The 23,076-nt window shown below is 70.1% G+C and carries 21 protein-coding genes; 13 read left to right on the top strand and 8 right to left on the bottom strand.

Annotated elements, in window-relative coordinates:
- Positions 1-4 precede the first annotated feature (4 nt).
- From menC to F6A08_RS12875, 3 genes are read right to left on the bottom strand one after another with little or no spacing between them, the layout of a single operon-like run.
- Positions 5-1,153 (bottom strand): o-succinylbenzoate synthase, encoded by a 1,149-nt coding sequence (gene menC / locus F6A08_RS12865; RefSeq protein WP_151459616.1) that lies wholly within the window; start codon positions 1,151-1,153, stop codon positions 5-7.
- Positions 1,150-1,839: a MurR/RpiR family transcriptional regulator gene (locus F6A08_RS12870; protein WP_017202392.1), complete on the bottom strand. Its 690-nt coding sequence runs from the start codon at positions 1,837-1,839 to the stop codon at positions 1,150-1,152. Before F6A08_RS12870 ends, menC begins: the two co-directional genes overlap by 4 nt.
- Entirely contained in the window at positions 1,836-2,615 is a 780-nt protein-coding gene (locus F6A08_RS12875) for a GNAT family N-acetyltransferase (protein ID WP_225855824.1), read from the bottom strand. Before F6A08_RS12875 ends, F6A08_RS12870 begins: the two co-directional genes overlap by 4 nt.
- A gap of 92 nt (positions 2,616-2,707) precedes the next feature.
- Between F6A08_RS12875 and F6A08_RS12880 the strand changes: the two genes are divergently transcribed.
- The 8 genes from F6A08_RS12880 to F6A08_RS12915 all read left to right on the top strand — a co-directional run bounded on the left by F6A08_RS12880 (position 2,708) and on the right by F6A08_RS12915 (position 12,255).
- Positions 2,708-3,856 carry a M20/M25/M40 family metallo-hydrolase gene (locus F6A08_RS12880; protein ID WP_151459618.1) on the top strand — a complete coding sequence of 383 codons (1,149 nt, stop codon included), beginning with the start codon at positions 2,708-2,710 and terminating at the stop codon, positions 3,854-3,856.
- Positions 3,857-4,146: 290 nt separating this feature from the next.
- Positions 4,147-5,979: an ABC transporter substrate-binding protein gene (locus tag F6A08_RS12885; protein ID WP_151459619.1), complete on the top strand. Its 1,833-nt coding sequence runs from the start codon at positions 4,147-4,149 to the stop codon at positions 5,977-5,979.
- Positions 5,980-6,051: 72 nt separating this feature from the next.
- Positions 6,052-7,095, top strand: a complete 1,044-nt coding sequence (locus F6A08_RS12890; RefSeq protein ID WP_017202396.1) for an ABC transporter permease — start codon at positions 6,052-6,054, stop codon at positions 7,093-7,095.
- Positions 7,092-8,006, top strand: a complete 915-nt coding sequence (locus tag F6A08_RS12895; RefSeq protein ID WP_151459620.1) for an ABC transporter permease — start codon at positions 7,092-7,094, stop codon at positions 8,004-8,006. The genes F6A08_RS12890 and F6A08_RS12895 overlap by 4 nt, the downstream gene beginning before the upstream one ends.
- Before the next feature lies 1 nt (position 8,007).
- Positions 8,008-9,657 carry an ATP-binding cassette domain-containing protein gene (locus F6A08_RS12900; RefSeq protein WP_151459621.1) on the top strand — a complete coding sequence of 550 codons (1,650 nt, stop codon included), beginning with the start codon at positions 8,008-8,010 and terminating at the stop codon, positions 9,655-9,657.
- On the top strand, positions 9,654-10,616 hold the full coding sequence (locus F6A08_RS12905) for a S66 peptidase family protein (RefSeq protein WP_151459622.1): 963 nt from the start codon (positions 9,654-9,656) through the stop codon (positions 10,614-10,616). The genes F6A08_RS12900 and F6A08_RS12905 overlap by 4 nt, the downstream gene beginning before the upstream one ends.
- Complete coding sequence (locus tag F6A08_RS12910) at positions 10,613-11,446, top strand: serine hydrolase (protein WP_151459623.1); 834 nt, start codon at positions 10,613-10,615, stop codon at positions 11,444-11,446. The genes F6A08_RS12905 and F6A08_RS12910 overlap by 4 nt, the downstream gene beginning before the upstream one ends.
- On the top strand, positions 11,443-12,255 hold the full coding sequence (locus tag F6A08_RS12915) for a serine hydrolase (RefSeq protein WP_151459624.1): 813 nt from the start codon (positions 11,443-11,445) through the stop codon (positions 12,253-12,255). Before F6A08_RS12910 ends, F6A08_RS12915 begins: the two co-directional genes overlap by 4 nt.
- A gap of 12 nt (positions 12,256-12,267) precedes the next feature.
- Here the strand turns inward: F6A08_RS12915 and F6A08_RS12920 are convergent, their stop codons facing one another.
- The gene (locus F6A08_RS12920) at positions 12,268-13,311 is read right to left on the bottom strand and encodes a P1 family peptidase (protein WP_151459625.1); all 1,044 of its coding nucleotides are present in this window, start codon (positions 13,309-13,311) and stop codon (positions 12,268-12,270) included.
- Between the two features lie 157 nt (positions 13,312-13,468).
- On the opposite strand from F6A08_RS12920, the gene valS reads away from it, so the two are divergent.
- Both valS and F6A08_RS12930 read left to right on the top strand, forming a co-directional pair.
- The gene (gene valS / locus F6A08_RS12925) at positions 13,469-16,063 is read left to right on the top strand and encodes a valine--tRNA ligase (RefSeq protein ID WP_151459626.1); all 2,595 of its coding nucleotides are present in this window, start codon (positions 13,469-13,471) and stop codon (positions 16,061-16,063) included.
- Positions 16,063-16,275 (top strand): hypothetical protein, encoded by a 213-nt coding sequence (locus tag F6A08_RS12930; RefSeq protein WP_124895711.1) that lies wholly within the window; start codon positions 16,063-16,065, stop codon positions 16,273-16,275. Before valS ends, F6A08_RS12930 begins: the two co-directional genes overlap by 1 nt.
- 83 nt (positions 16,276-16,358) lie before the next feature.
- Here F6A08_RS12930 and F6A08_RS12935 read toward each other — a convergent pair whose 3' ends face one another.
- Genes F6A08_RS12935 through tdh form a run of 4 tightly spaced genes read right to left on the bottom strand, consistent with a single transcriptional unit; the run spans position 16,359 to position 19,474 of the window.
- Positions 16,359-16,577 carry a hypothetical protein gene (locus F6A08_RS12935; protein ID WP_124895712.1) on the bottom strand — a complete coding sequence of 73 codons (219 nt, stop codon included), beginning with the start codon at positions 16,575-16,577 and terminating at the stop codon, positions 16,359-16,361.
- On the bottom strand, positions 16,574-17,197 hold the full coding sequence (locus F6A08_RS12940; protein WP_151459627.1) for an ArsR/SmtB family transcription factor: 624 nt from the start codon (positions 17,195-17,197) through the stop codon (positions 16,574-16,576). The genes F6A08_RS12935 and F6A08_RS12940 overlap by 4 nt, the downstream gene beginning before the upstream one ends.
- A 55-nt stretch (positions 17,198-17,252) precedes the next feature.
- On the bottom strand, positions 17,253-18,431 hold the full coding sequence (locus F6A08_RS12945; protein WP_151459628.1) for a glycine C-acetyltransferase: 1,179 nt from the start codon (positions 18,429-18,431) through the stop codon (positions 17,253-17,255).
- Entirely contained in the window at positions 18,431-19,474 is a 1,044-nt protein-coding gene (gene tdh / locus F6A08_RS12950; RefSeq protein ID WP_151459629.1) for an L-threonine 3-dehydrogenase, read from the bottom strand. Before tdh ends, F6A08_RS12945 begins: the two co-directional genes overlap by 1 nt.
- An 82-nt stretch (positions 19,475-19,556) precedes the next feature.
- On the opposite strand from tdh, the gene F6A08_RS12955 reads away from it, so the two are divergent.
- Genes F6A08_RS12955 through F6A08_RS12965 form a run of 3 tightly spaced genes read left to right on the top strand, consistent with a single transcriptional unit; the run spans position 19,557 to position 23,074 of the window.
- Complete coding sequence (locus F6A08_RS12955) at positions 19,557-20,474, top strand: LysR family transcriptional regulator (RefSeq protein ID WP_151459630.1); 918 nt, start codon at positions 19,557-19,559, stop codon at positions 20,472-20,474.
- A gap of 31 nt (positions 20,475-20,505) precedes the next feature.
- On the top strand, positions 20,506-22,557 hold the full coding sequence (locus F6A08_RS12960) for a M3 family metallopeptidase (protein ID WP_151459631.1): 2,052 nt from the start codon (positions 20,506-20,508) through the stop codon (positions 22,555-22,557).
- Positions 22,558-22,576: 19 nt separating this feature from the next.
- Entirely contained in the window at positions 22,577-23,074 is a 498-nt protein-coding gene (locus F6A08_RS12965; protein WP_151459632.1) for a GyrI-like domain-containing protein, read from the top strand.
- Positions 23,075-23,076 lie beyond the last annotated feature (2 nt).

A 23,076-nucleotide genomic window follows, 5' to 3' on the forward strand; every position in this document is an offset into this window, starting at 1 on the left:
CGGGTCAGCCGCGGGCGAGCGCGGCGTCGCGGACATCCGCCGCCGCGGTGTCGAAGGAGCGGGAGGCCTCGCGCTCGATGCGCTCGACGAGCACCTCGTGGCCGATGCCGGGACCGCTCGGCACCGCGACGCGGCCCGCCTCCGCGCGCACCTGCGGGTCCACGATGTCGGCGGTGTAGTACTTGTCCGACCCGGAGACGTCGGAAGGCAGCAGGAAGCCGGGCAGCGAGGAGATCGCGACGTTCGCGGCCCTGCCCACCCCGAACTCGTGCATTCCCCCGCACCAGACGGGGATGCCCGCGTCGACGGCGATGTCGTGCGCCGCGCGCGCCACGCTCAGCCCGCCCATCCGCGAGACCTTGATGTTGAGCACGCGCGCCGCTCCGAGGCGGATCATGGTGCGCAGATCGCCGAGGGCGACGACGGACTCGTCGAGGCAGACATCGGTGCCGATGCGCGCCTGCAGCGCAGCGTGGGCCACGAGCTCTCGCGGTGCGAAGGGCTGCTCGATCATCGTGAGGCCTTCGTCGTCCAGCCGGGCGAACACCGCCGCGGAATCCGCGTCGTCGGGATACGCGCCGTTGGCATCCACGTGCAGATCGAGGTCGGGATGGGCGGCCCGGACGGCGCGCACCGGCTCGACGTCCCACCCGGGAGCGATCTTGAGCTTCACCCGCGGATAGCCGGCGGTGCGCTGCAGCTCGACCTGCGTCAGCAGCTCGTCGATCGAGGGCTCGATCCCCAGCGACACCCCCGCCACGACCTCGCTGCGGGTGCCACCCAGCGCCGCGGCGAGCGCGATGCCCTCGGTGCGGGAGAACAGGTCCCACACGGCGCCCGAGAATCCGGCTTTCGCGAACTCGTGGCCGCGGATCCTGCCCCACACGGTCTCCAGGTCGCCGGGGTCGTCCCCCTCGGCGCCCAGCAGCGCCGGCACGAGGTACCGCGTGGCGATCTCCCAGGCCGTGATCGTGGTCTCGGCCCCGAAGTAGGGATCGCTCGGTGCGGCGATCTCCCCCCAGCCGGTGCGCCCGTCCGCGTCGGTGAGCTCGACGAGGATGTGCTCGATGCCCGACTTGCGGTGCGAACTGGTCTCGAAGCTGTGCCGCAGCGGCTGCCGCAGCAGGAACAGCCGGATCCGTGCGATCTTCATTCCTCGGTCTCCGCTTCCGCTCGCGCACGCGGCTGCTCCGGTCCGTACAGCCCGAGCCGGGCGACCAGGCGGTCCCGCTCGGCCAGCCGTCGCCGGGCACCCTTGGCGCTCGCCGTGGTCAGCGCGCTCAGGAGGTGGCACACGGCGGCGACCGGGGTCGGCGAGTCCGCGTAGGACGCCGATCCGGTGCGCACCCGGATCAGGGAGGTCGCGATCGCCGCGAGCGGCGCGTCCTCACTGTCGGTGATGACGACGAGCTGACCACCGGCCTCGTGGAACAGCCGGCCGAGGCGCACCGTCTCTTCCCGGTAGCGGCGCAGCGAGAACACGATGAGCACGTCGGAGGCGCGCACGTCGGTGAGGACGGTCAGGGGCTGCAGGGCGTGGCCGTCCACCAGGAAGACGTTGGAGAGCGTCGCCGAGAGATCCGCGTTCAGCAGCTGGGCGTAGGCGGCGGCCTTTCCCTCGCCGGCGATGTACCGACGTCGGGCACCGAGCAGCAGCGCGGCCGCCTGGGGCACCTGGGCGGACCGGCTCAGCTCCTCGAAGGTCTGGGCGAGCGTGCGCTGCTCCGTCTCGATGATGCGCGCCTGGATGCTCTCGGCGGAGAGGTTGGTGCGGATGCGCTCGCCGAAGCGATCCCGTGGCGAGACGAGGTCACGGTCCTCGTGGTCCTGGTCGGTCATCTCGTGCTCTCCCCTGGTGTGGCTCGGTAGGCCGCCGTCTGGTCGTCGATGCGCGCCGCGCCGGTCAGAACGCCGCCGCGACGGAACACATCCGTCAGAGTCCCGTCCAGCCGCTGTCGCAGCACGGCGCGTTCTCCGGAGCCGAGTCTGTCCGGCCGCGTCGGGACGGCGATCCACGCCTCCCCCTCGACATCGACGGCGCGTCCCCAGTCCTCGCGTCCGAGTGCCGGCGCGGTGGGTCCGGGGCGGTGCACCGGTCGGTCGTCGATGAGATCCCAGGCGACCACGAGACGGTCGGTGTCCGGGCGGGCGTAGTAGTCGCGCTCGAACGCGATCCCGACGGCCCCGAGGGCGTTCAGGTTGAAGTGCGCGTTGCGGACGAGGAGCGGGTCGAAGGTCCAGCGCATGCTCCGCTGCCCCCAGCGCAACGCCACGCTGCGCTGCGCCTGCTTGAGGGCCCGCCCGACCCCGCGTCCCTGATACGCCGCATCGACCGCGGCGGCCTGCGAGTAGTGGAACACCTCCCCGCGCCCCTCCCATCCGGCGAAACCGTATGCGAACCCGATGAGGGTCCCGTCCTCCGCGAAGGCGCCGACGGCGGAGCCTCCGTTGCGGGCCAGCGCGGTGAGCAGATTGGCGTTGAGGGCGTATTCGCTCTCGGTGTAGGCGAAGACCCGCGCATACAGCGCCGACGCCTCGCGGAACTCGGTGTACTGGGTGAGCTCGCGGCAGCCGAAGCCGACGCCCGCGTCTGCGGCCACCGAGGGATGAGGCACGATACGTTTCCTAAGATCGAAGGAATCTGTTGCTGTGAGCGATGTTATCGGCGGGTTGCGGCGGGATCAAGAGGCAGATACGGTTCGTAACCGTGACGACTTTTCCGGCGGATCGCGAAGCGGACGACTCTTCTGACGACATCATCGCACTCGTGCGGGAACTCGTGCTCGTGGAGACTCCGAGCCGCGACACGGTGGCGAGCGCGCGGATCGCCGACATCCTCAGCCGCCGGTTCGCCGAGGTGGGCGGCGCCGTCCAGCGGGTCGACACCGCCGCCGGGACGGATCTCGTGATCGATGTCCCCGGCAGCGGCGACCCCATCCTGCTGATCGGGCACACCGACACCGTGTGGCCCGTCGGCACGCTCGACGGCGATGTGCCCTGGTCGACGGAGGGCGATGTCGTCCGCGGCCCCGGCGCCTACGACATGAAGGCGGGCATCGTCGTGATGCTCGAGGCACTGCGCAGCCTGCAGCCGCTGCCCCTGCCCCGCCGCCGAGCCGTCCGCGTGATCCTCGTGTCCGACGAGGAGGTCGGCTCCCCGGTGTCCGGGCCGCTGCTCGCCGAGCGCGCGCAGGGGGTCGCGGCGGCCATCGGATTCGAGTCGCCGCACCCCGACGGCGCTCTCAAGGTCGGCCGCCGCGGCAGCGCCCGTGTGCGGCTCGGCGTGACGGGACGCGCGGCCCACGCCGCGCTCGACCCCGAGCGCGGGGTCTCGGCCGTGGACGAGTTGGTGGATCAGCTGGTGCGCGTCCGGGAGATCGTCTCGGCGCCCGATCTGCCGGGACCCGTGCTGTGCAACGTCGGGATCATCACCGGTGGGGCGCGCACGAACGTGGTGCCCGCGCAGGCGCAGGCGGAGATCGGGCTGCGGTTCGCTGACCCGGTCACCGAGGAGACCGTGCTCCGCGCTCTGCACGCCCTGACCCCCCATCGCGACGGAGCCGTCGTGTCCGCGGAGGTGCTCAGCGCGAGGCCCGCCTGGCAGGCCTCCGCGCAGGACGATGCCCTCCTGGAGGGCATCGCCGCTGCAGGTCATCCCCTCGGCCAGTCCATCTCCGGGCGCCCTGCCGCTGGCGCGGGCGACACCAATCTGCTGGGAGCGCTGGGAGTGCCGACGGTCGACGGCTTCGGCCCTCGAGGCGGCGGAGCGCATGCGGTCGACGAGCACTTCCTCCGCTCCTCCCTGCGCGAACGGGTCGCGCTCCTGCGTGCCGTGCTGACGATCCCGGCGGGGTGACGATACGATCCACCTTCGCGTGCTGTCGAGGAGGTCGACCGGAGATACGTTCCGGATGTCAGCGTCGTCAGCACCGCGATTCAGTGCATGACTTTCTGGCGCGCATCCTGCCATCCCCGTGTTTCCGGTCTGTTACGCGCCTTCGACGGAGCGCGTCGTTCTGCGATCCGGAGATTTTTCTTCCGCGATACGCATCAGATCCCTTGACCCGGAGGCCGTCTTCCGCTTGCATGGTCTGCACCGACCCGGCTTCATTGTGGATCCGGGCGGCGCCCGAAGGGACTTCTTCCATGCGTCTTGCCCCCCGCTCCAGAACAGCGCGAAGTCTGACCGCCGCCGCGATCGCCTCCGCGCTCCTCATCGCCGCTCCGGTCGGTGCCGCTCAGGCTCAGTCCGTGAGCGCCGCCACCGAGTCCCCCGCATCCGAAACCACGCTGCGGATCGCGACCTCCGGATTCGTGGACACGTTCAACCCGTTCATCTCGATCTACCTGACGCCGACGAACATCATCCGGTACGTCTACGAGTCGCTCGTGCAGAACGACGCGGAGGATGGCTCCCCCACGAAGGGGCTGGCGGACTCCTGGGAGCCCACCGACGGCGGCCAGACCTGGACCTTCACCCTCCAGGACGACCTGGTGTGGTCGGACGGCGAGCCCATCACCTCGGCCGATGTGAAGTACACGTACGACCAGATGATGACCGTCCCCGCCCTCGGCACCGCCAACGGCAACCTGGTCTCCAACTTCGACACGGTCGAGACGCCAGACGACAAGACCGTGGTCATCACTCTGAAGACGCCGCAGGCTCCGAACCCCGGCTCGGAGATCCCGATCGTCCCGAAGCACATCTGGGAGGACGTGGACGACCCCACGACCTTCACGAACGACTCCGACGTCGTCGGCTCCGGCCCGTTCGTGCTCGACAGCTACTCGGCCAACCAGTCCATCGTCCTCAAGGCGAACGAGAACTTCTGGCGCGGCGCTCCCAAGATCGACGCGATCCAGTACGTGTACTACACGAACTCCGACGCCCAGGTGCAGGCCCTCAAGGCGGGAGACGTCGACCTCGTGACCGGCCTCACGCCGACGCAGTTCGAGGCGCTCGAGGGTGTCGAGGGCATCACGACGCACTCCGGCGAAGGACGCCGCTACCACTCGATCAGCATCAACGTCGGCCAGCAGACCCGCGACAACCTCCCCTACGGCACCGGCAACGCGGCGCTGAAGGAGCTCGAGGTGCGTCAGGCCATCCGCCTCGGCACCGACACCGAGACGCTCCTCGACAAGGTCCTCACCGGCGAAGGCGTGCTCGCGACCAGCTTCATCCCCGCGTCGTTCCCCAAGTGGCACCTGCCCGACGACGACGCGGTGATCGTCGGCTTCGACCCCGAGGCGGCGCAGACCACGCTCGACGACGCCGGCTGGGTCCCCGGTGCCGACGGCATCCGCGAGAAGGCGGGACAGCGGCTCGCCCTGCGGCTGCTCATCGACGCCGACGACTCGAACGAGCAGTCCATCGCGGACTTCTTCGTGCCCTGGATGAAGGAGATCGGCATCGAGATCACGGTCGAGTCCACGGACTCCGACACGATCAGCGCGAAGGCCACCTCCGGTGACTACGACCTGTACTTCAGCGGCTGGTCGGTCAACCCGGACCCGGATTACCAGCTCGGCATCAACACCTGCATGAACCTGCCGACCGCGACCGACGGCACCGGCGGCACCACGCAGGACGGGTACTGCAACCCGGAGTTCGACGAGATGTACGCCCAGCAGCGCTCCGAGACCGATGAGGAGAAGCGCCAGGAGATCGTGCACGACATGCTCGCGCTGAACTACACCGACACCGCCCAGGTCGCCACCTGGTACGCGAACTCGCTCGAGGCCTACCGCTCCGACCGCTTCACCGGGTTCACCCTCCAGCCCAAGGACGGCGGCATCATCGCCAACCAGGCCGGATACTGGGGCTACCTCACCGTCGAGCCCGTCGAGGGCGCGACCGCCGGTGGCACCGGCACGAACACCGGTCTCATCATCGGAGGCATCGTGGTGGGAGTGGTCCTCATCGGAGGACTGGTCTTCTTCCTGATCCGACGCCGCAACATCGCCGACGTCGAATGAGCCCAGCGAGACGCCGCGGGTGGCGGGCGACCGCCCCCGCGGCGTCTCCCGGTCCGCTGTAAGGAGACCCCCATGTCCAACGCGGTTCCCCCGTCCACCTCCGCCATCGCCACGAGCGCCGCGGCCGAGGAGCAGCCGAAGGGCGTCGGCGCGCTGCGCTACGTCCTCGTCAAGCTCGGCGGCGCGGCGATCAGCCTGGCGATGGTGATCCTCCTCGGATTCTTCGCCTTCAAGATCCTGCCCGGCGACCCGGTCGCCTCGATCGCCCGCGAGCGCGGCATGAGCGCGGAGCAGGCCGATCAGCTCCGTGAGCAGCTGGGTCTGAACAAGCCGCTGTGGCAGCAGTTCTTCGACTATCTCGGGAACGTCTTCACCCTGAACTTCGGCACGAGCTACGTCTACCGCACGTCCGTGTCCGAGCTCATCGGACAGTACTTCTGGAACACGATCCTCCTCACCGGCACCGCGGCGGTCATCGCGATCGCGCTGGGACTGTGGCTCGGCCAGAAGGCGGCGTGGAAGCACGGCTCCACATTCGACCGCATCGTCTCGGGCACCTCGCTCGTGTTCTGGTCGGTGCCGACCTTCTGGCTGGCGCTGCTGCTCCTGATGATCTTCGGCGGCACGCTGCACTGGTTTCCGACCGGAGGCATGGTCTCCCCCAACCCGCCCACCGATCCGGTCGGCGCGGTGCTCGACGTGATCTCGCACATGGTGCTCCCGGTGATCACGATGGTCGCGGTCGTCTACGCGCAGTACCTCATGGTGATGCGCAGCTCGCTCCTGGAGGAGATGGGCGCCGACTACCTCACGACCGCGCGCGCGAAGGGGCTGCGCGAAGACCTCGTCCGCCGCCGGCACGCGGTCCCGAACGCGCTGCTGCCGACCGTGACCCTCGTGTTCATGCACATCGGCGGGCTCATCGCCGGTGCCGTCACGGTCGAGACAGTGTTCTCGTGGCCCGGACTCGGCAAGCTCACCTTCGAGGCCATCTCCGGACCCGATCTGCCCCTGCTGCAGGGCACCTTCGTGGTGTTCTCCACGATCATCATCGCGATGAACCTCGTCGCGGATCTCATCTACCGTCAGCTCGACCCGAGGGTGAGGCGCGCATGACCACGGCATCCCCGACCATCCGTTCGCCCCGCGCCCTGGCGTGGCATCGCCGCGGCACCGCCTTCGTCGACTTCTGCCGCGAGTTCGCCCAGCACCGCGCGGGCATGGTGGGCCTGGTGTTCCTCGTCATCGTGGCGCTCGTCGCGATCTTCGCGCCCGTGATCGCCCCCGCCAGCATGCTCGACGTCACGAAGCTCGTCGACGTGCAGCGCTTCGCCCCGCCGTCCTGGGAGCATCCCCTCGGCACCGACCATCAGGGTCGCGAGATCTGGGTCCGCATGGTGTGGGGCGCCAGGGTGTCCCTCCTCGTCGGCCTCGCCGCCACCGCGATGTCGATGATCATCGGCACCCTCGTCGGCATCGCCGCCGGGCACTTCACCGGGTTCTTCGGCGGGCTCATGATGCGCATCATCGACTTCTTCCTCGTGCTGCCGTCGCTGATCCTCGCCATCGTGCTGTCGTCGGTGCTGAGTCGCGGCGTCTGGACGATCATCATCGCGATCGGCCTCACCTCGTGGGCGGGAACCGCCCGGGTCGTGCGCGCGCAGACCCTCTCGGTCGAGTCGCGGGACTACATCGAGCGCTCCCGCGCTCTCGGGGCCGGGCACTGGCACATCATCATGAAGCATCTGCTGCCCGGAGTCCTGCCGCTCGTGCTCGCCAACACGACCCTCACCGTGGGATCGGCGATCATCTCCGAGTCCACCCTGGCGTTCCTCGGTCTCGGCGACACCACGCTGCAGTCGTGGGGCTCGATCCTGAAGAACGCCATGGACGTCTCCGCGGCGACCAGCGGCTACTGGTGGTACGTGCTCGTGCCCGGCATCGCCATCGTCCTCGTCGTGCTGTCGTTCACCCTGATGGGCCGCGCCGTCGAGAACATCACCAACCCGACGCTGAGGAGCCGCTGAGATGCCCGACCTGATCTTCGACGACGTCTCCGTCACGTACCGCACCTCCGGCCGCTCCGGCCGAGACGAGGTCGCCGCGGTGCGCAACGTCTCGCTCACCCTCCCCGCGGGAGAGACCCTCGGCATCGCCGGCGAGTCCGGCTCCGGCAAGTCCACGCTCGCGATGAGCGTTCTCCGGCTCCTGCCGCGCAATGCCCGCCTCAGCGGTCGGGTGCTGCTCGGCGACCAAGACGTGGCGACCCTGTCGTTCGGACAGCTGCGCGCGGTGCGCTGGGCGAAGACGTCGATCGTGTTCCAGGGGGCGATGCACTCGCTCAACCCCGTCCGCACGGTCGGCTGGCAGCTTCTGGAGGCGCTCGAGCTGCACGCCTCCGAGAAGTGGAAGAGCGAGAAGGCCCGCAAGGAGCGGGTGCGGGAGCTGCTCGACGTCGTCGACCTCGCGCAGCAGAAGAGCGAGTCGTACCCGCATGAGCTCTCCGGCGGCCAGAAGCAGCGGGTCATGATCGCCATGGCCCTCGCCTGCGATCCGGAGGTCATCATCGCGGACGAGCCGACGACCGCGCTGGATGTGATCGTGCAGAAGCAGATCCTCGACATGATCTCCCGGCTCGTTGCCGAGCGCGGCATCTCGATGCTCATGATCAGCCACGACCTGTCGGTGCTGGCGACGGCCTGCGACCGCATCGCGATCATGCGCGACGGAGAGCTCGTCGAGGTCGGCGAGAGCTACGCCGTGTGCACGACACCGGAGCAGGCGTACACCCGCCAGCTCGCCGATGCCTTCCCCACGATCGGCGACCCGGCCTCGCGGATGGCCCCGGTGACCAGGCACGGTCGCGGCGCGGACGACGTGCCGGAGATCACGCACGGCGACGAGGTGCTGCTGGAGGCGCGCGGCGTCAACGTCACCTACCGCTCCGGTGGGCGTCCCGTGCATGCGGTCCGCGACGTCGACCTCTCCGTGCGCAAGGGCGAGATCGTGGCGCTCGTCGGTCAGTCCGGCTCGGGCAAGTCGACTCTCGCCCGCGCGCTGATGGGGTTGCAGCCCGCCGACCCCGGGTCGCAGATCCGCTTCGACGGCGCACCCCTTCCGTCGAAAGGACGCGACCTCGCGCGATTCCGCTCGCAGGTGCAGCTCGTGCTGCAGGACCCGTGGGCGGCGCTGAACCCCAAGCACAGCGTGTACGAATCGGTCGCGGAGGGGCTGCGCATCCAGCACTTCGGCGGTGACGAGCGCGAGCGTGTGGCGCAGAGTCTCGCGGATGCGGAACTGACCCCGCCCGAGCACTACTTCGGCGCCATCCCGCAGGAGCTCAGCGGCGGTCAGCGGCAGCGCGTCGTCATCGCGGGCGCGCTCGCCGTGCAGCCGCAGATGCTCATCGCGGACGAGCCGGTCGCCTCGCTCGACGCGTCCGTGCGCGGCGAGATCCTCGGACTGCTGCTCGACCTGCGGCGTCGACTGGGCCTCTCCGCCCTGGTCATCACGCACGACCTCGGCCTCGCCTGGAACATCGCGCACAGCGTCGCGGTGATGTACCACGGGCAGATCGTCGAGCACGGACCCACCGAGGAGGTGCTGCTGAACCCGCAGCACGAGTACACCAGGCACCTGCTGTCCGCGGCGCCGCGCATCGAGGAGAAGACCGTATGAGCACCACGACCCTCGCCGCGGTCTCGCCGTATCTCGACACGGCTCCGCTGCAGCCCGGCGATACGGTGGCGATCGTCTCGCCGTCCGGTCCCGGCAACGAGGAGAATACCCAGCGCGCCGTCGGCTACTACGAGTCCTGGGGGCTCAAGGTCCGGGTGGGAGAGCACGTCCTCACGCCCCACCCGCGCGCGTCCTACCTCGCGGGGCCCGACGACCTCCGCCGCGCCGACCTCGTCGACGCCTGGCTCGATCCCGAGGTGGACGCCGTCGTCACGGCCCGCGGCGGCTACGGTGCCCTGCGCCTGCTGGACGGCATCGACTGGGCCGACATGCGCCGCGGGGCGCTGCGCAAGGACGGACGACCGAAGCTGCTCACGGGCTCCTCCGACGTGACGGCGCTGCACGAGACCTGGCGCGCCCATCTCGACGTCGCGACGCTCTTCTGCCCGATGGCGGGCAACAACGTCTTCCGCGATTCGGAGCAGGTGCGCGACGACGTGCAGCGCTGGCTCTTCGAACCCTGGCGCGGGCGGGAGCTCATCGGCCCGAAGACCGAGATCATGACGCCTGGTCGCGCCGAGGGGCGCTTCACGGGCGGCAACCTCAGCCTGCTCGCCGCCGGACTCGGCGCCCCGGAGGCGGACGTCCCCTCCCCCGGCATCCTGTTCCTGGAGGACATCACCGAGGAGCCGTACCGCCTCGACAGCTTCGTCACGCAGCTCCGGCGCGCGGGCCGTCTCGCCCAGGCGACGGGCGTCGTGCTCGGCTCCTGGCACGAGTGCGGCGACCTCGACCTCGTCCACGCGCTCATGCGGGACGAGTTCCAGGACGCCGGGGTCCCCGTGCTGTGGGAGCAGGGGTTCGGACACGACCCGCACGCCCTGACCATCCCGCTCGGCGTCGACGGGGTGCTGGATGCGACGGGCGACGAGCCGCGCCTCACGGTGGGACGGCTATGATCGCTCTCCCACCCCTCGACCCCCGCGTCACCTGGTCGATCCGGCTCGTCGACGCCGGCACGGGGGCGACCCTGGCCGAGCACGAGCCGCACACGCAGTGCGAGACCGCCAGCATCGGCAAGATCTTCCTGCTCCTCGAGGTCGCTCGGCGCCTGGAGGAAGGCACGCTCGCGGCTGACGACCGGATCGAGATCCCCGACGAGCACCGCGTCGAGGACTCCGGCCTCCTGTACCGCATGCACGATCAGCGCGTCACGGTGCACGACGCGGCGCTCCTCGTCGGCGCGGTGAGCGACAACCTCGCCACGAACGCGCTGATCCACCTCTGCGGCCTGGAGGAGGTGCGGGCCGTCGCCCCGGCACTCGGATACCGCGACACCGCCCTGCACGACTACATCCGCAACGAGCGCACCCCCGACCTGCCCTGGACGCCGTCGTTCGGCACGGCAGCCGAGCTGTCCGACGTGATGCGCCGACTCGGGGCCGGCGAGGCGTTCTCCCCCGCGGTGAGCGCACGGGTGCTGGACTGGCTCGCCGCCGACACCGACACGTCGATGACCGCAGACGCCTTCCTCCTCGATCCCCTCGCCCACGTCGAGGCCGAGTATCAGGGCATGGTGCTGCGTCACAAGACCGGCAGCGTGAGCTTCGCCCGCGTCGACGTCGGACTGCTGCGGGGCCCGGAGGCCGCCGTCGCGTATGCGGTGGCGGCGAACTGGAAGCACTCAGCGGCCGATCTCCGCGCCCCCGTGCTCGACGGCATGCGCGCCGTCGGCGAGCTCATCCGCGCGCACGTCACCGGACGCGCACGAGACGAGGAGGACGCATGAGCGCGATCGACGTGGAGCTCCCCGACGAGAACGGCACGGTGTGGTCGATCCTCGTCCAGGACATCGACTCGGGAGAGGTGCTGCTGCGCCATGACCCGGAGACGGTGCAGGACACGGCGAGCGTCGGCAAGATCTTCCTCCTGCACCGCCTCCTCGCCGAGGTCGACGCCGGCACGCGGACTCTCGAAGAGCGTGTGACCCGACGGCCGGTCGAGGCCATCGAGGACTCCGGTCTCTGGTATCTGCTGCAGGCGTCCGAGCTGTCGCTGTACGACGCGGCCGCGCTCATCGGTGCGGTGAGCGACAACGCCGCGACCAACACGCTGGGCCGCGTCATCGGCATCCCGACCGTGCAGGAGCACACCCGCGCGCTCGGCTACACCGCCTCCGCCCTCGACGACATCGTGCGGTGGCCGATCCCGCCCGGGGCCCCGAAGACGCTGTCGCACGCGAACGCCGCGGAGCTCGTGCGCTTCATGTCACGGCTGGCCGACGGCACCGATCTCTCCCCCGCCGCGGCCGACACGCTGCGCCGCTGGCTGGGCGCGGGCATGGACCTGTCGATGGTCGCCTCGGCGTTCGACCTCGACCCGCTCGCGCACTGGGGCTTCGACCGCGGCGTCTGGCTGCTGAACAAGACCGGGACGATCTCCCGCGTCCGCGCCGACACCGGGATCGCGATGTCCCCCACCCGCCGGATCGCGTACGCCGTCCTGGCGAACTGGGACCGGGGAGCCGACGGGCGCGGCCCCGTGCTGGCCGCCATGCGTCGCATCGGCGAGGGCATCCACGCCGCGCTCGCCGACTGAGACCACCGCAGCTCAGATGGCCCCGGCGCGAGCCAGGCGTTCCCGCACCCGATCGATCGGCACCGCGTGCGCCGTCCGCCCCTCGGGGCCCACCGTGGTCTCGGCGGCGAGCACCGAGTTGATCAGCGCCTCCTCGACCGCGTCCATCGTCGCGGCGAAGAGCGGCGAGAGGTCGTCATCCGCCGCCGGGCCGTGCTGCTCGTGCACGGAGAACGCGATCGCATAGTCGCCGCTGCCCTGCGCGTAGTCGGCGCCGACGCCGCGCATCGCGAACACGGCGCGGTTCGCCACGCGGCCGAGCTGCCGCCCGTCGACCGGGGCGTCCGTCGCGACGACGATCATGCAGGAATTGCCGACGGGCTGTGCCGGAGCATCGGCGAGGAGCTCCTCCGCGGGCAGCGGGACCCCCGCGACCCGCAGGGTGCCGCTGAAGTTCGTCTGCACGAGGACGCCGACCGTGCACGCCCGCCCCGCGACCTCGACCAGCCGGGATGCCGTGCCGATTCCGCCCTTGTAGCCGAGGGCGACCGTGCCTGCACCGGCGCCGACCGCTCCTTCCGCGACCGGACCCGGTGCCGCCGCGGCCAGTGCCTCCGTCACCTGCTCCTCCCCCACGGCTCGGCGACGGATGTCGGAGAGGAATCCGTCGTTCGTCTCGCCCACCACCGGGTTCAACGTGGTCGTCCGTGCGTGCGCCGGCGTCGCCAACAGATGCCCGAGCAGCGCATCCGCGACGCGGAACACGGACAGCGTCGAGGTCAGCAGGATCGGCGTCTCCAGAGCCCCGAGCTCCCGGAGCTGCGTGGCACCCACGAGCTTGCCGTAGCCGTTGCCGACCGAGAGGTTCGCGGGAAGGCTCCGGCGCTCTGCGGCGAGGGCATCGGGGACGATCGCCGTCACGCCCGTGTGCAGACCGTCGCCGTGCAGCGTGGCGTGGCCGACACGCACGCCGCGGACGTCGGTGATCGCGTTCTCCGGACCGCGCGCGAAGGCTCCGGATGGGACGCCGAGGTCGGCGAGACGGGGACGGGAGGTCGAGGACGACGGCCGTGTCATGCACCGATCCTCCCAGCGTCGGAGGGGCCGGCCGCAGCGCCGCGCCGAGCGCTCCCCCGGGTCGAGCGCCCCGCCCGTGCGCTCGGTAGACTGGGCGGCACCACCCACACTCAGGCACGCTCACACAGTGCCGCATACATCGCTCGAGGAGACCTCCATGTCCGCCATTCCCGACAAGCCCGCACTCGAAGGTCTCGAAGCGAAGTGGGACGCCGCCTGGGCGGAGCAGGGTACGTACCTGTTCGACCGTCTGCGCGCCGCCGAGCTCGGCCGTGAGGGCGTCTACTCGATCGACACCCCGCCGCCCACCGCCTCCGGCAGCCTCCACATCGGTCACGTGTTCTCCTACACCCACACCGACGTCAAGGCGCGGTACGAGCGCATGCGCGGCAAGACCGTGTTCTACCCGATGGGCTGGGACGACAACGGCCTGCCCACCGAGCGCCGTGTGCAGAACTACTACGGTGTGCGCTGCGACCCGTCGCTCCCCTACGACGCCGACTTCACCCCGCCGTTCGAGGGCGGCGACAACAAGTCGAGCCGCGCCGCCGACCAGCAGCCGATCAGCCGTCGCAACTTCATCGAGCTGTGCGAGCGCCTCACGATCGAGGACGAGAAGCAGTTCGAGGCGCTGTTCCGTCAGCTCGGGTTGAGCGTCGACTGGACGCAGACCTACCGCACCATCTCCGACGACACGATCCGGCAGAGCCAGCTCGCCTTCCTCCGCAACATCGAGCGCGGCGAGGCCTATCAGGCCCTGGCGCCGACGCTGTGGGACATCGACTTCCGCTCCGCGATCGCGCAGGCCGAACTCGAGGACCGCGACCAGCAGGCGGCGTACCACACGATCGAGTTCCCCTTCGCGGACGGTTCCGGCTCCATCGCGATCGACACCACGCGCCCGGAGCTCCTCCCCGCGTGCATCGCGATCGTGACCCACCCCGAGGGACCGCACAAGCACCTCATCGGCACCAAGGTCCGTACGCCCTACTTCGGCGCCGAGATCGAGATCCACGGCCACCACCTCGCCCAGCCCGACAAGGGCACCGGCGCCGCCATGGTCTGCACCTTCGGCGACGTGACCGACATCATCTGGTGGCGCGAGCTGCGCACCACTGCCGGCGAGTCCCTGCCGAACATGACGACGATCGGCCTCGACGGCCGTTTCCTCGCCGAGGCCCCGTCGATCGTGGCCGACGCCGACGCGCGCGCCTGGTACGCGGAGAACGTGGCCGGCAAGACCGTCTTCAGCGCCCGCAAGGCGATCGTGGAGAAGCTGCAGGAGACCGGCGACATGACCGCCGTCGGCAAGCCCTTCCAGCACGCCGTGAAGTTCTTCGAGAAGGGTGACCGCCCGCTCGAGATCGTCTCGACCCGGCAGTGGTACATCCGCAACGGCGCCCGCGACGGCGAGCTGCGCGATCAGCTCCTCGCGCACGGCACCGAGCTGGCGTGGCACCCCGACTTCATGCGGGTCCGCTACGAGAACTGGGTCGGCGGCCTCACCGGCGACTGGCTCGTGTCCCGGCAGCGGTTCTTCGGCGTGCCGATCCCGCTCTGGTATGCGCTGGACGAGAACGGCGAGCGCGACTACGACCGCGTGCTCACCCCGGACGCGGCCGCGCTGCCCATCGACCCGACCACGGATGTGCCGGCGGGCTACACCGAGGACCAGCGCGGCGTGCCGGGCGGGTTCGACGCCGAGGCCGACATCCTCGACACCTGGGCGACCTCGTCGCTGACCCCGCAGCTCGCGGGCGGCTGGCAGCGCGACGAGGAGCTGTGGCAGCTCACCGCTCCGTTCGACCTGCGGCCGCAGGGACAGGACATCATCCGCACCTGGCTCTTCTCGACCATGCTGCGCTCCACGCTCGAAGACGGCCGCGCCCCGTGGAAGAACGCCGCCATCTCCGGCTTCATCGTCGACCCCGACCGCAAGAAGATGTCGAAGTCGAAGGGCAACGTGGTCACCCCGGCCGACGTGCTCGACGCCCATGGCTCGGACGCAGTGCGGTACTGGGCGGCGTCGAGCCGCCTCGGCATGGACGCGGCCTTCGACCCGCAGAACCCGACCCAGGTGAAGATCGGTCGGCGTCTCGCCATCAAGGTGCTCAACGCCGCGAAGTTCGTGCTGTCGTTCCCGGTGCCCGAGGGCGCGCAGGTGACGCACGCGCTCGACGCCTCGATGCTCACGGCACTCGACGGCGTGGTGGCCGAGGCGACCGCGGCGTTCGACCGGTATGACGCCGCCAGGGCGCTGGAGCTGACCGAGGCGTTCTTCTGGACGTTCTGCGACGACTACCTGGAGCTCGTGAAGGAGCGCGCCTACAACCAGAACGACGTGGGTCAGGCCTCGGCCGCCCTCGCGCTGCGTCTGGCGCTGTCCACGCTGCTCCGCCTGCTCGCCCCGGTGCTCTCCTTCGCCACGGAGGAGGCCTGGTCGTGGTTCGAGGCGGGCTCCGTGCACACCGCTGCGTGGCCCGAGAAGCTCGGCATCGAGGGCGACCCGGCCGTGCTGGCCGCCGCGAGCGAGGCGCTCATCGGCATCCGGCGCGCGAAGACCGAGGCGAAGGCATCGCAGAAGACCCCGGTCTCCCGTGCCGCCATCGCCGCTCCCACCGCGAAGGTCGAGGCCCTGCGCGCCGCGGCGGACGACCTCCGCGCGGTCGGCCGCATCGCCGAGCTCGAGATCACCGAGGCGGAGGAGTTCGCGGTCACCGCGATCGAGCTCGCCCCGGTTGAGGCCTCCTGATGCAGCTCGGCACGCGGTGGGCGACGGGTGCCCAGCCGCCGGCGTCCGTCCCCGAGGCGCTACGTCCCGCGATCGCCGAGGTCGAGTCCCAGGGCCTCACCGGCCACTGGACCCTCACCTGGCTCGAGGGCCGCGCGATCGCCGAGCTCGACGCCGGCTGGGAGGTCCTTCAGTCCCCCTCCGGTGAGGTCGTCTCGCGCCCCTTCACCTGAGCCGAGACCCCGCCTTCGCGACGAGACCCCCTGATACCCGCACGGATATCAGGGGGTCTCGTCGCGAGCCCGGGGTCTCGGCGTCAACGACGCGGCACCCCCACCTGGGCGAGGAGGTGGTCGACAGCCCGGGGGTCGTGGCGGCGCGCCTGCTGTTCGCGCAGCAGGTCGAGGGCCAGGGTCCTGCGCTGTGCCCGACGCTCGACACGGTGCTCGACGTAAGCGGTGAGGCGGTCCGCGAGGCGAAGGAGTCCCCGCTCGGTGTGGGTCGGGACGGCCAGGTGGAGCGTGGCGGCGGTCATGATTCCTCCTCGGAGTGGGCGGCCGACGCGGGGGTCGCGCGGGGCGGGGTCGGCAGATCGAACAGCTCGGCCCGGAGCGACACCCGCCGCACATCCGGTCCTTCCTGGCCTCGGTACCGCTGGATGGCGCTCTCGACGATGGCTTCGAGCTCCTCCCGAAGCGACATCGCCTGCTCCGGTGTCATGTCGAGGTGGGTGGTGATGGTGATCCCCACGTCTCGCCAGTCCTCCGGGACTTCGGCCTGCGGTCGGTTCAGGTAGCTCATGAGGGTCTCGTGGCGGAGCCGGAAGAATTCGGACGTGACGATCTGCGCCGCGGCGCGGTTCGCCGGCGATGTCATCTCATCCGGACCGGGCACATCGATGCGTCCCTTGGGCCGCTCCCACCAGCGCTCGCGTGCGGTGCCGCGCCCCTCGACCTCGCGGATGAGGTCGTGGGCGGCCAGGGCACGCAGGTGGTAGCTGGTCGATCCCGATGTCTCGCCCACGAGCGCGGCGAGCGAACTGGCCGTCTGCGGACCGCGAGCGGCGAGCAGGTCGAAGATCTTCACTCGGAGCGGATGAGCCAGCGCCTTGAGCGCCCCGGCATCGAGGGTGCGGACCTGCGTCTCGTTCGTCATGGATGCAAAGATACTCTTGCAAAGATCTCTTTGCAAGCATTTCTTTGCAACGCGCTCACTCCACCGCAGCGCGCGCCGCGACGAACGCCGCGACGCACCGCTCCACCTGCTCGGCCGTGTGCGCCGCAGAGAGCTGCACCCGGATGCGAGCGAGCCCCCGAGGGACGACGGGGAAGCTGAACGCCGTCACATAGACGCCCCGCACCTGCATCTCCGTCGCGATCCGCGCGGTCTTCGCAGCATCCCCGAACATCACCGGCACGATGGGGTGCTCCCCCGGGAGCAGCTCGAACCCCTCGGCGGTCATCCGCTCCCGGAAGAGCGCCGCGTTCTCACGCAGCCGAGCACGCAGCTCGGCCGACCCCTCCACGAGGTCGAGCGCCGTCAGGGTGCCGGCGACGATGGCGGGGGCGAGCGTGTTCGAGAACAGATAGGGCCGCGACCGCTGCCGCAGGAGACGGACGATCTCGGCGTGCGAGGCGACGTAGCCGCCGGAGGCTCCGCCCAGGGCCTTGCCGAAGGTCCCGGTGTAGATGTCGACGCGGTCCGCCACGCCGCACAGCTCCGGCGTGCCGCGCCCGTTCTCGCCGACGAAGCCGACCGCGTGCGAGTCGTCCACGAAGACGAGGGCGTCGTACCGCTCGGCGAGGTCGCAGATCTCAGCGAGCGGGGCGATGTAGCCGTCCATCGAGAACACGCCGTCCGTCACGATCACCCGGAAGCGGGCGTCGGCAGCCGCCTGAAGCTGCTCCTCGAGATCCACCATGTCGCGGTTGCGGTACCGCAGCCGGCGCGCCTTGGACAGCCGGATGCCGTCGATGATCGACGCGTGGTTCAGCTCATCCGAGATGATCGCGTCCTCTGCGGAGAACAGCGTCTCGAAGACGCCGCCGTTCGCGTCGAAGCAGGACGAGTAGAGGATCGCTTCGTCGGTGCCGAGGAAGTCCGCGAGCCGACGTTCGAGTTCAAGGTGCTGCTCCTGCGTGCCGCAGATGAAGCGCACGCTCGCGAGGCCGTAGCCCCACTCGTCCAGCGCCGCCCTGGCGGCATCCAGGATGCGCGGATCGTCCGCGAGACCGAGGTAGTTGTTGGCGCAGAAGTTCAGCACCTCGGCGCCGTCGGCGGTGATCTCGGCCCGCTGCGGGCCGCGGATGCCGCGCTCATGCTTGGTGAGCCCCGCCTCCTCGATCCCCGCCAGCTCGTCGGCCACATGGTTCTTGAAGGTCGCGTACATCACAGCTCCGTCCAGTCGAGGATGATCTTGCCCGTGCCCGCCGATTCCGCCGCGTCGAATCCACGTCGCCAGTCGCGCGCCGGGATGACGTCAGCGATCACGCGGCCGATGGCATCGCGGAGAGTGGCGCTGGTCTGCAGCATCGCGCCCATCGCATTCCACGTCTCGAACATCTCCCGGCCGTAGATGCCCTTGATCGTGAGCATGTGCGTGACGAGCTTGCCCCAGTCGATCCCGAACCCTGCGCTCGGCAGGCCCAGCATCGCGATGCGACCACCGTGGTTCATGTTGTCGATCATGGCGGGGAGGGCGGATGCGGCGCCGCTCATCTCGAAACCGATGTCGAAGCCCTCGCGCATGCCGAGAGCCTGCTGCGCCTCACGGATGTCACGGACGGAGACGTCCACGACCTGATCGGCCCCCATGCGCAGCGCCATCTCCAACCGGGGCGCGCTCACATCCGTCGCGGTGATGAACCGCGCACCGGCATGCCGAGCGACGGCGATCGCCATGAGACCGATCGGCCCGCAGCCGGTCACGAGCACGTCCTCTCCCACGAGGGGAAAGGTGAGCGCGGTGTGGACGGCGTTGCCGAGGGGATCGAAGATCGCTCCGAGTTCCGGGGTGACCTCGGCGTGGTGCACCCACACGTTCGCGGCGGGCAGCGACAGGTACTCCGCGAAGGCACCGTCGCGCTGCAGCCCGAGTCCGATGGTGCGGATGCACATCTGCCGCCGTCCCGCCCGGCAGTTGCGGCAGGTCCCGCAGACGATGTGGCCTTCTCCGGAGACGCGGTCGCCGACTGCGATGTCATGGACGCCGGGGCCGACCTCGACGACCTCGCCGTAGAACTCGTGGCCGGGGATCAGCGGGGCCGCGATGGAGGAGGCGGCCCACTCGTCCCATCGGAGGATGTGCAGGTCGGTACCGCAGATCCCGGTGCGGAGCACGCGGACGACGACCTCGTCTGCACCCGCGCTCGGTTCCGGTCGGTCCACGAGTTCCAGGCCGGCACCCAGTGCGTCTTTGAACAGTGCCTTCATGGCTTCGATCCCACCGCACATGACCGTGTAGAGCAATCGGCATCTTCTGCAGAGTTGCTGTAGACGGAACTAAACTATGCGCGTGGAACTCCATCAGCTGCAGATCCTCCGCGAGCTGGGTGCGCTGGGCAGCGTGACCGCCGTCGCCGAGGCCCTGCGGGTCACCCCCTCGGCGGTCTCGCAGCAGCTCGCCGCATTGCAGCGCTCCTTTCCCGCTCCCCTCACACGTCGCACGGGCAGGACACTGGCACTCACGAGCGCCGGCGAAGTCCTGGCAGCAGCCGGCGCCGAGGCGATCGACGCGATGGCGGCGGCCAGACACGCGCTGGACGACTTCGAGGATGCTCCGAGCGGCGTCGTCGGGCTCAGCGGCTTCCACAGCGCCGGGCAGGCACTGTTCGGCCTCCTGCTGCGCGACCTCACCGCGCAGCGCGACGCGCCGACCGTGCGGCTGACCGATGAGGACGTCGCCCAGAGCGAGTTCCCCGCGCTCACCGCCAGCCACGACCTCGTGCTGGCGCACCGGATGGAGCATTCCGAGCCCTGGCCGACGCAGGGGATCCGCAGCCTCACGCTCGTTCGCGAGCCCTTGGACGTGGCGGTGTCCACGGCGCACCCGCTCGCCACGCGCGCCCGTCTCACACCCGACGACGTCGCAGGCGAGAAATGGGTGACGAGCCGCGTCGGCTACTCCCCCGACGACGTGCTGCGCGCCGTCTCCGCTGTCGCGAACCGTCCGATCGATGTCCTCCACCGCATCAACGACTACGGCGCGGTCTCCGCCGTCGTCGCCGCCGGCGGCGTGCTGGGCATGCTCCCACGGTTCACCTCCCGCAGCACCGACGACCGCGACATCGTGCGCATTCCGCTGGAAGGAGTCAGCACGCACCGCATGATCGACGTGCTCGCGCGTCCGGAGAATCTGCGCCGCCGTTCGGTCCGTGTCGTGGTCGAGGCGCTCCGGCGGGTCATGACGCGCCTGAGCGACGAGAGCTCCTGAGGCCGGTGACGGCGATGGCTAGGCTCGAAGGATGACCGACGCCACGAATCCGCTGCTGCAGCCGTCGACGCTCCCGTTCGGGCTCCCCGATTACCGAGCCATCCGCACCGAGCACTACCTGCCGGCGTTCGAGGCGGGGTTCGCCGAACAGCTCGCGGAGATCGCCCGCATCACGATGGTGCGGTCCATGCCGACCTTCGAGAACACCGTCGAGGCGCTCGAGCGCTCGGGCGAGCTTCTCGACCGCGTGGCTCACACGTTCTACACGGTGAGCTCCGCGGATGCGACGCCCGAGATCCAGGAGATCGACGAGCACCTCGCGCCGCTCATGGCCGCCCATCAGGACGCGATCACGCTCGACAGCGCGCTGTACTGGCGCGTCGAGCGCGTGTACGAGCAGCGGAACGCCATGGGTCTCGACCCGGAGCAGCGCTATCTCGTCGAGCGCTATCACCGGGAGATGACCCATGCGGGTGCCGGCCTCGACGACGACGCCAAGGCGGCGCTGACCGCCCTGAACCAGAAGCTGTCGGTGCTCACGAACACGTTCGAGCGCAACCTGCTGAACGACACCAACGACCTCGCCGTCGTGTTCGACTCCCCTGCCGAGCTCGACGGGTTGAGTCAGGGCGAGCTCTCGGCCGCAGCGCGTGCAGCGCAGGATCGCGGGCTCGATGGCCGATACCTCCTCACCCTGCCGCTCTTCACAGGGCATCCCGCTCTGGCCCAGCTGCGGGTCCGGGAGTCCCGCCGCCGCATCATGGCGGCGTCGCTCTCCCGGGGGTCGCGCGACAACGCGAACGACAACCGTCCGGTACTGCTCGAGATCGTCCGCCTGCGGGCCGAGCGCGCGAAGCTCCTCGGCTACGAGTCGCACGCCGCGTACGTCACGGCCGACGAGACGGCAGGAACCCCGGAAGCGGTCGAGCGGATGCTGCGCCGCCTGGCGGGCCCGTCCGCCCGGAACGCACGTGCCGAGCGTTCCGCGCTGCAGGCGATCGTGGACGAGACGGAGCCGGAGCCGTTCCCCGTCGAAGCGCATGACTGGGCGTTCTACACCGAGCGCGTGCGCACGGCCCGCTACGACATCGACACGAGCGCGTTGCGTCCCTGGTTCGAGGCCGAGCGTGTGCTGCAGGACGGGGTCTTCTCCGCGGCGACCCGCCTCTACGGCGTGACCTTCGCCGAGCGCGACGACCTCAGTGCCTACCACCCGGGCGCTCGCGTCTTCGAGGTGCGCAACGAAGATGGCTCCGCCCTCGGCCTCTACGTCCTGGATCTCTACACGCGCGACTCCAAGCGCGGCGGTGCCTGGATGAACGCGATCGTGAGCCAGTCCCGCCTGCGCGGGAGCGCGCCCGTCGTCGTCAACAACCTCAACGTGCCGCAGCCGGGCGACGGGCAGCCGACGCTGCTCACGCTCGACGAGGTCACGACGCTGTTCCACGAGTTCGGCCATGCGCTGCACGGCCTCTTCGCGACCGTCACCTACCCGCACTTCGCCGGGACCAATGTGTTCCGCGACTTCGTGGAGTTCCCCAGCCAGGTGAACGAGATGTGGATCCTCTGGCCCGAGGTCCTCGACGACTACGCGCGGCACCACGAGACCGGAGAGGCGCTCGATCCCGCAATCGTCGAGCGCCTCCGCGCGACCGAGACCTTCGATCAGGGCCATGCGACGAGCGAGTATCTCGCCGCCTCCTGGCTGGATCAGGCTTGGCACCGCCTCCCCGTCGGCGCGGATGTCGACGACGTCGCCGCGTTCGAGGCGGCCGCCCTCGCCGACATCGGGCTCGACGACCCTGCGGTGCCGACGCGCTACTCCTCCACGTACTTCGCGCACGTCTTCTCCGGCGGCTACAGCGCCGGCTACTACTCGTACATCTGGAGCGAGGTCCTCGACGCCGACACGGTCGACTGGTTCCGCGAGAACGGCGGACTCACGAGAGCCAACGGCGACCGGTTCCGCGAGCGGCTGCTGGGCGTCGGCGGCTCGAAGGACCCGCTGGAGGCGTACCGCGATTTCCGTGGACGCGACGCCACGATCGAACCGCTGCTGAGACGCCGTGGACTGGACGCCTGAGCCGTGAGACCCTGAGCGCATGAACGCTTTCCCCGATGCACCGTTCGGCCCGGCGGACAGCCTGGAGCTCGAAACCGTCCCACTCGCCGTCATCCGCCACGACGGCATCCGCATCGCCGACCTGCAGGACGCGTTCGACCGGGGGTACGGTGCGATCGGCGCGCTCTTCGCCGACGGCACGCTGATCCCGACCGGACCCGCGCTGGCGATCTACCGCGGCGATCCGATGGGAGTCTTCGACCTCGAACTCGGCTTCCCCGTGCAGGCGGCGCCCTCCGCAGCGATCGCCGCACCGGACGGCGCACGCATCGTGGCGTCGACGCTTCCGGACGGCGCGGCCGTGGCGACCACCGTGTTCGGCTCCTACGAAGGACTCGGCGCCGGATGGGCCGGGCTCGTGGAGCGCGCCGCCGAAGCCGCCCTGCGTCCGCGCGGCATCTGGATCGAGGTGTACGTCTCCGATCCGGATACCGTGCCGAGCGAATTGCGCACCGACCTGCTGATGCCGGTGGAGTGATG

This window comes from Microbacterium algeriense, from assembly GCF_008868005.1.
Classification (GTDB): Bacteria; Actinomycetota; Actinomycetes; order Actinomycetales; family Microbacteriaceae; genus Microbacterium; species Microbacterium algeriense.

Excerpts from the sequence above, each read along its gene's own strand:
- menC (WP_151459616.1), bottom strand. The coding sequence starts at position 1,153 with ATGAAGATCGCACGGATCCGGCTGTTCCTGCTGCGGCAGCCGCTGCGG.
- F6A08_RS12870 (WP_017202392.1), bottom strand. The coding sequence starts at position 1,839 with ATGACCGACCAGGACCACGAGGACCGTGACCTCGTCTCGCCACGGGAT.
- F6A08_RS12885 (WP_151459619.1), top strand. The coding sequence starts at position 4,147 with ATGCGTCTTGCCCCCCGCTCCAGAACAGCGCGAAGTCTGACCGCCGCC.
- F6A08_RS12890 (WP_017202396.1), top strand. The coding sequence starts at position 6,052 with ATGTCCAACGCGGTTCCCCCGTCCACCTCCGCCATCGCCACGAGCGCC.
- F6A08_RS12895 (WP_151459620.1), top strand. The coding sequence starts at position 7,092 with ATGACCACGGCATCCCCGACCATCCGTTCGCCCCGCGCCCTGGCGTGG.
- F6A08_RS12900 (WP_151459621.1), top strand. The coding sequence starts at position 8,008 with ATGCCCGACCTGATCTTCGACGACGTCTCCGTCACGTACCGCACCTCC.
- F6A08_RS12905 (WP_151459622.1), top strand. The coding sequence starts at position 9,654 with ATGAGCACCACGACCCTCGCCGCGGTCTCGCCGTATCTCGACACGGCT.
- F6A08_RS12910 (WP_151459623.1), top strand. The coding sequence starts at position 10,613 with ATGATCGCTCTCCCACCCCTCGACCCCCGCGTCACCTGGTCGATCCGG.
- F6A08_RS12915 (WP_151459624.1), top strand. The coding sequence starts at position 11,443 with ATGAGCGCGATCGACGTGGAGCTCCCCGACGAGAACGGCACGGTGTGG.
- F6A08_RS12920 (WP_151459625.1), bottom strand. The coding sequence starts at position 13,311 with ATGACACGGCCGTCGTCCTCGACCTCCCGTCCCCGTCTCGCCGACCTC.
- valS (WP_151459626.1), top strand. The coding sequence starts at position 13,469 with ATGTCCGCCATTCCCGACAAGCCCGCACTCGAAGGTCTCGAAGCGAAG.
- F6A08_RS12930 (WP_124895711.1), top strand. The coding sequence starts at position 16,063 with ATGCAGCTCGGCACGCGGTGGGCGACGGGTGCCCAGCCGCCGGCGTCC.
- F6A08_RS12935 (WP_124895712.1), bottom strand. The coding sequence starts at position 16,577 with ATGACCGCCGCCACGCTCCACCTGGCCGTCCCGACCCACACCGAGCGG.
- F6A08_RS12940 (WP_151459627.1), bottom strand. The coding sequence starts at position 17,197 with ATGACGAACGAGACGCAGGTCCGCACCCTCGATGCCGGGGCGCTCAAG.
- F6A08_RS12945 (WP_151459628.1), bottom strand. The coding sequence starts at position 18,431 with ATGTACGCGACCTTCAAGAACCATGTGGCCGACGAGCTGGCGGGGATC.
- tdh (WP_151459629.1), bottom strand. The coding sequence starts at position 19,474 with ATGAAGGCACTGTTCAAAGACGCACTGGGTGCCGGCCTGGAACTCGTG.
- F6A08_RS12960 (WP_151459631.1), top strand. The coding sequence starts at position 20,506 with ATGACCGACGCCACGAATCCGCTGCTGCAGCCGTCGACGCTCCCGTTC.
- F6A08_RS12965 (WP_151459632.1), top strand. The coding sequence starts at position 22,577 with ATGAACGCTTTCCCCGATGCACCGTTCGGCCCGGCGGACAGCCTGGAG.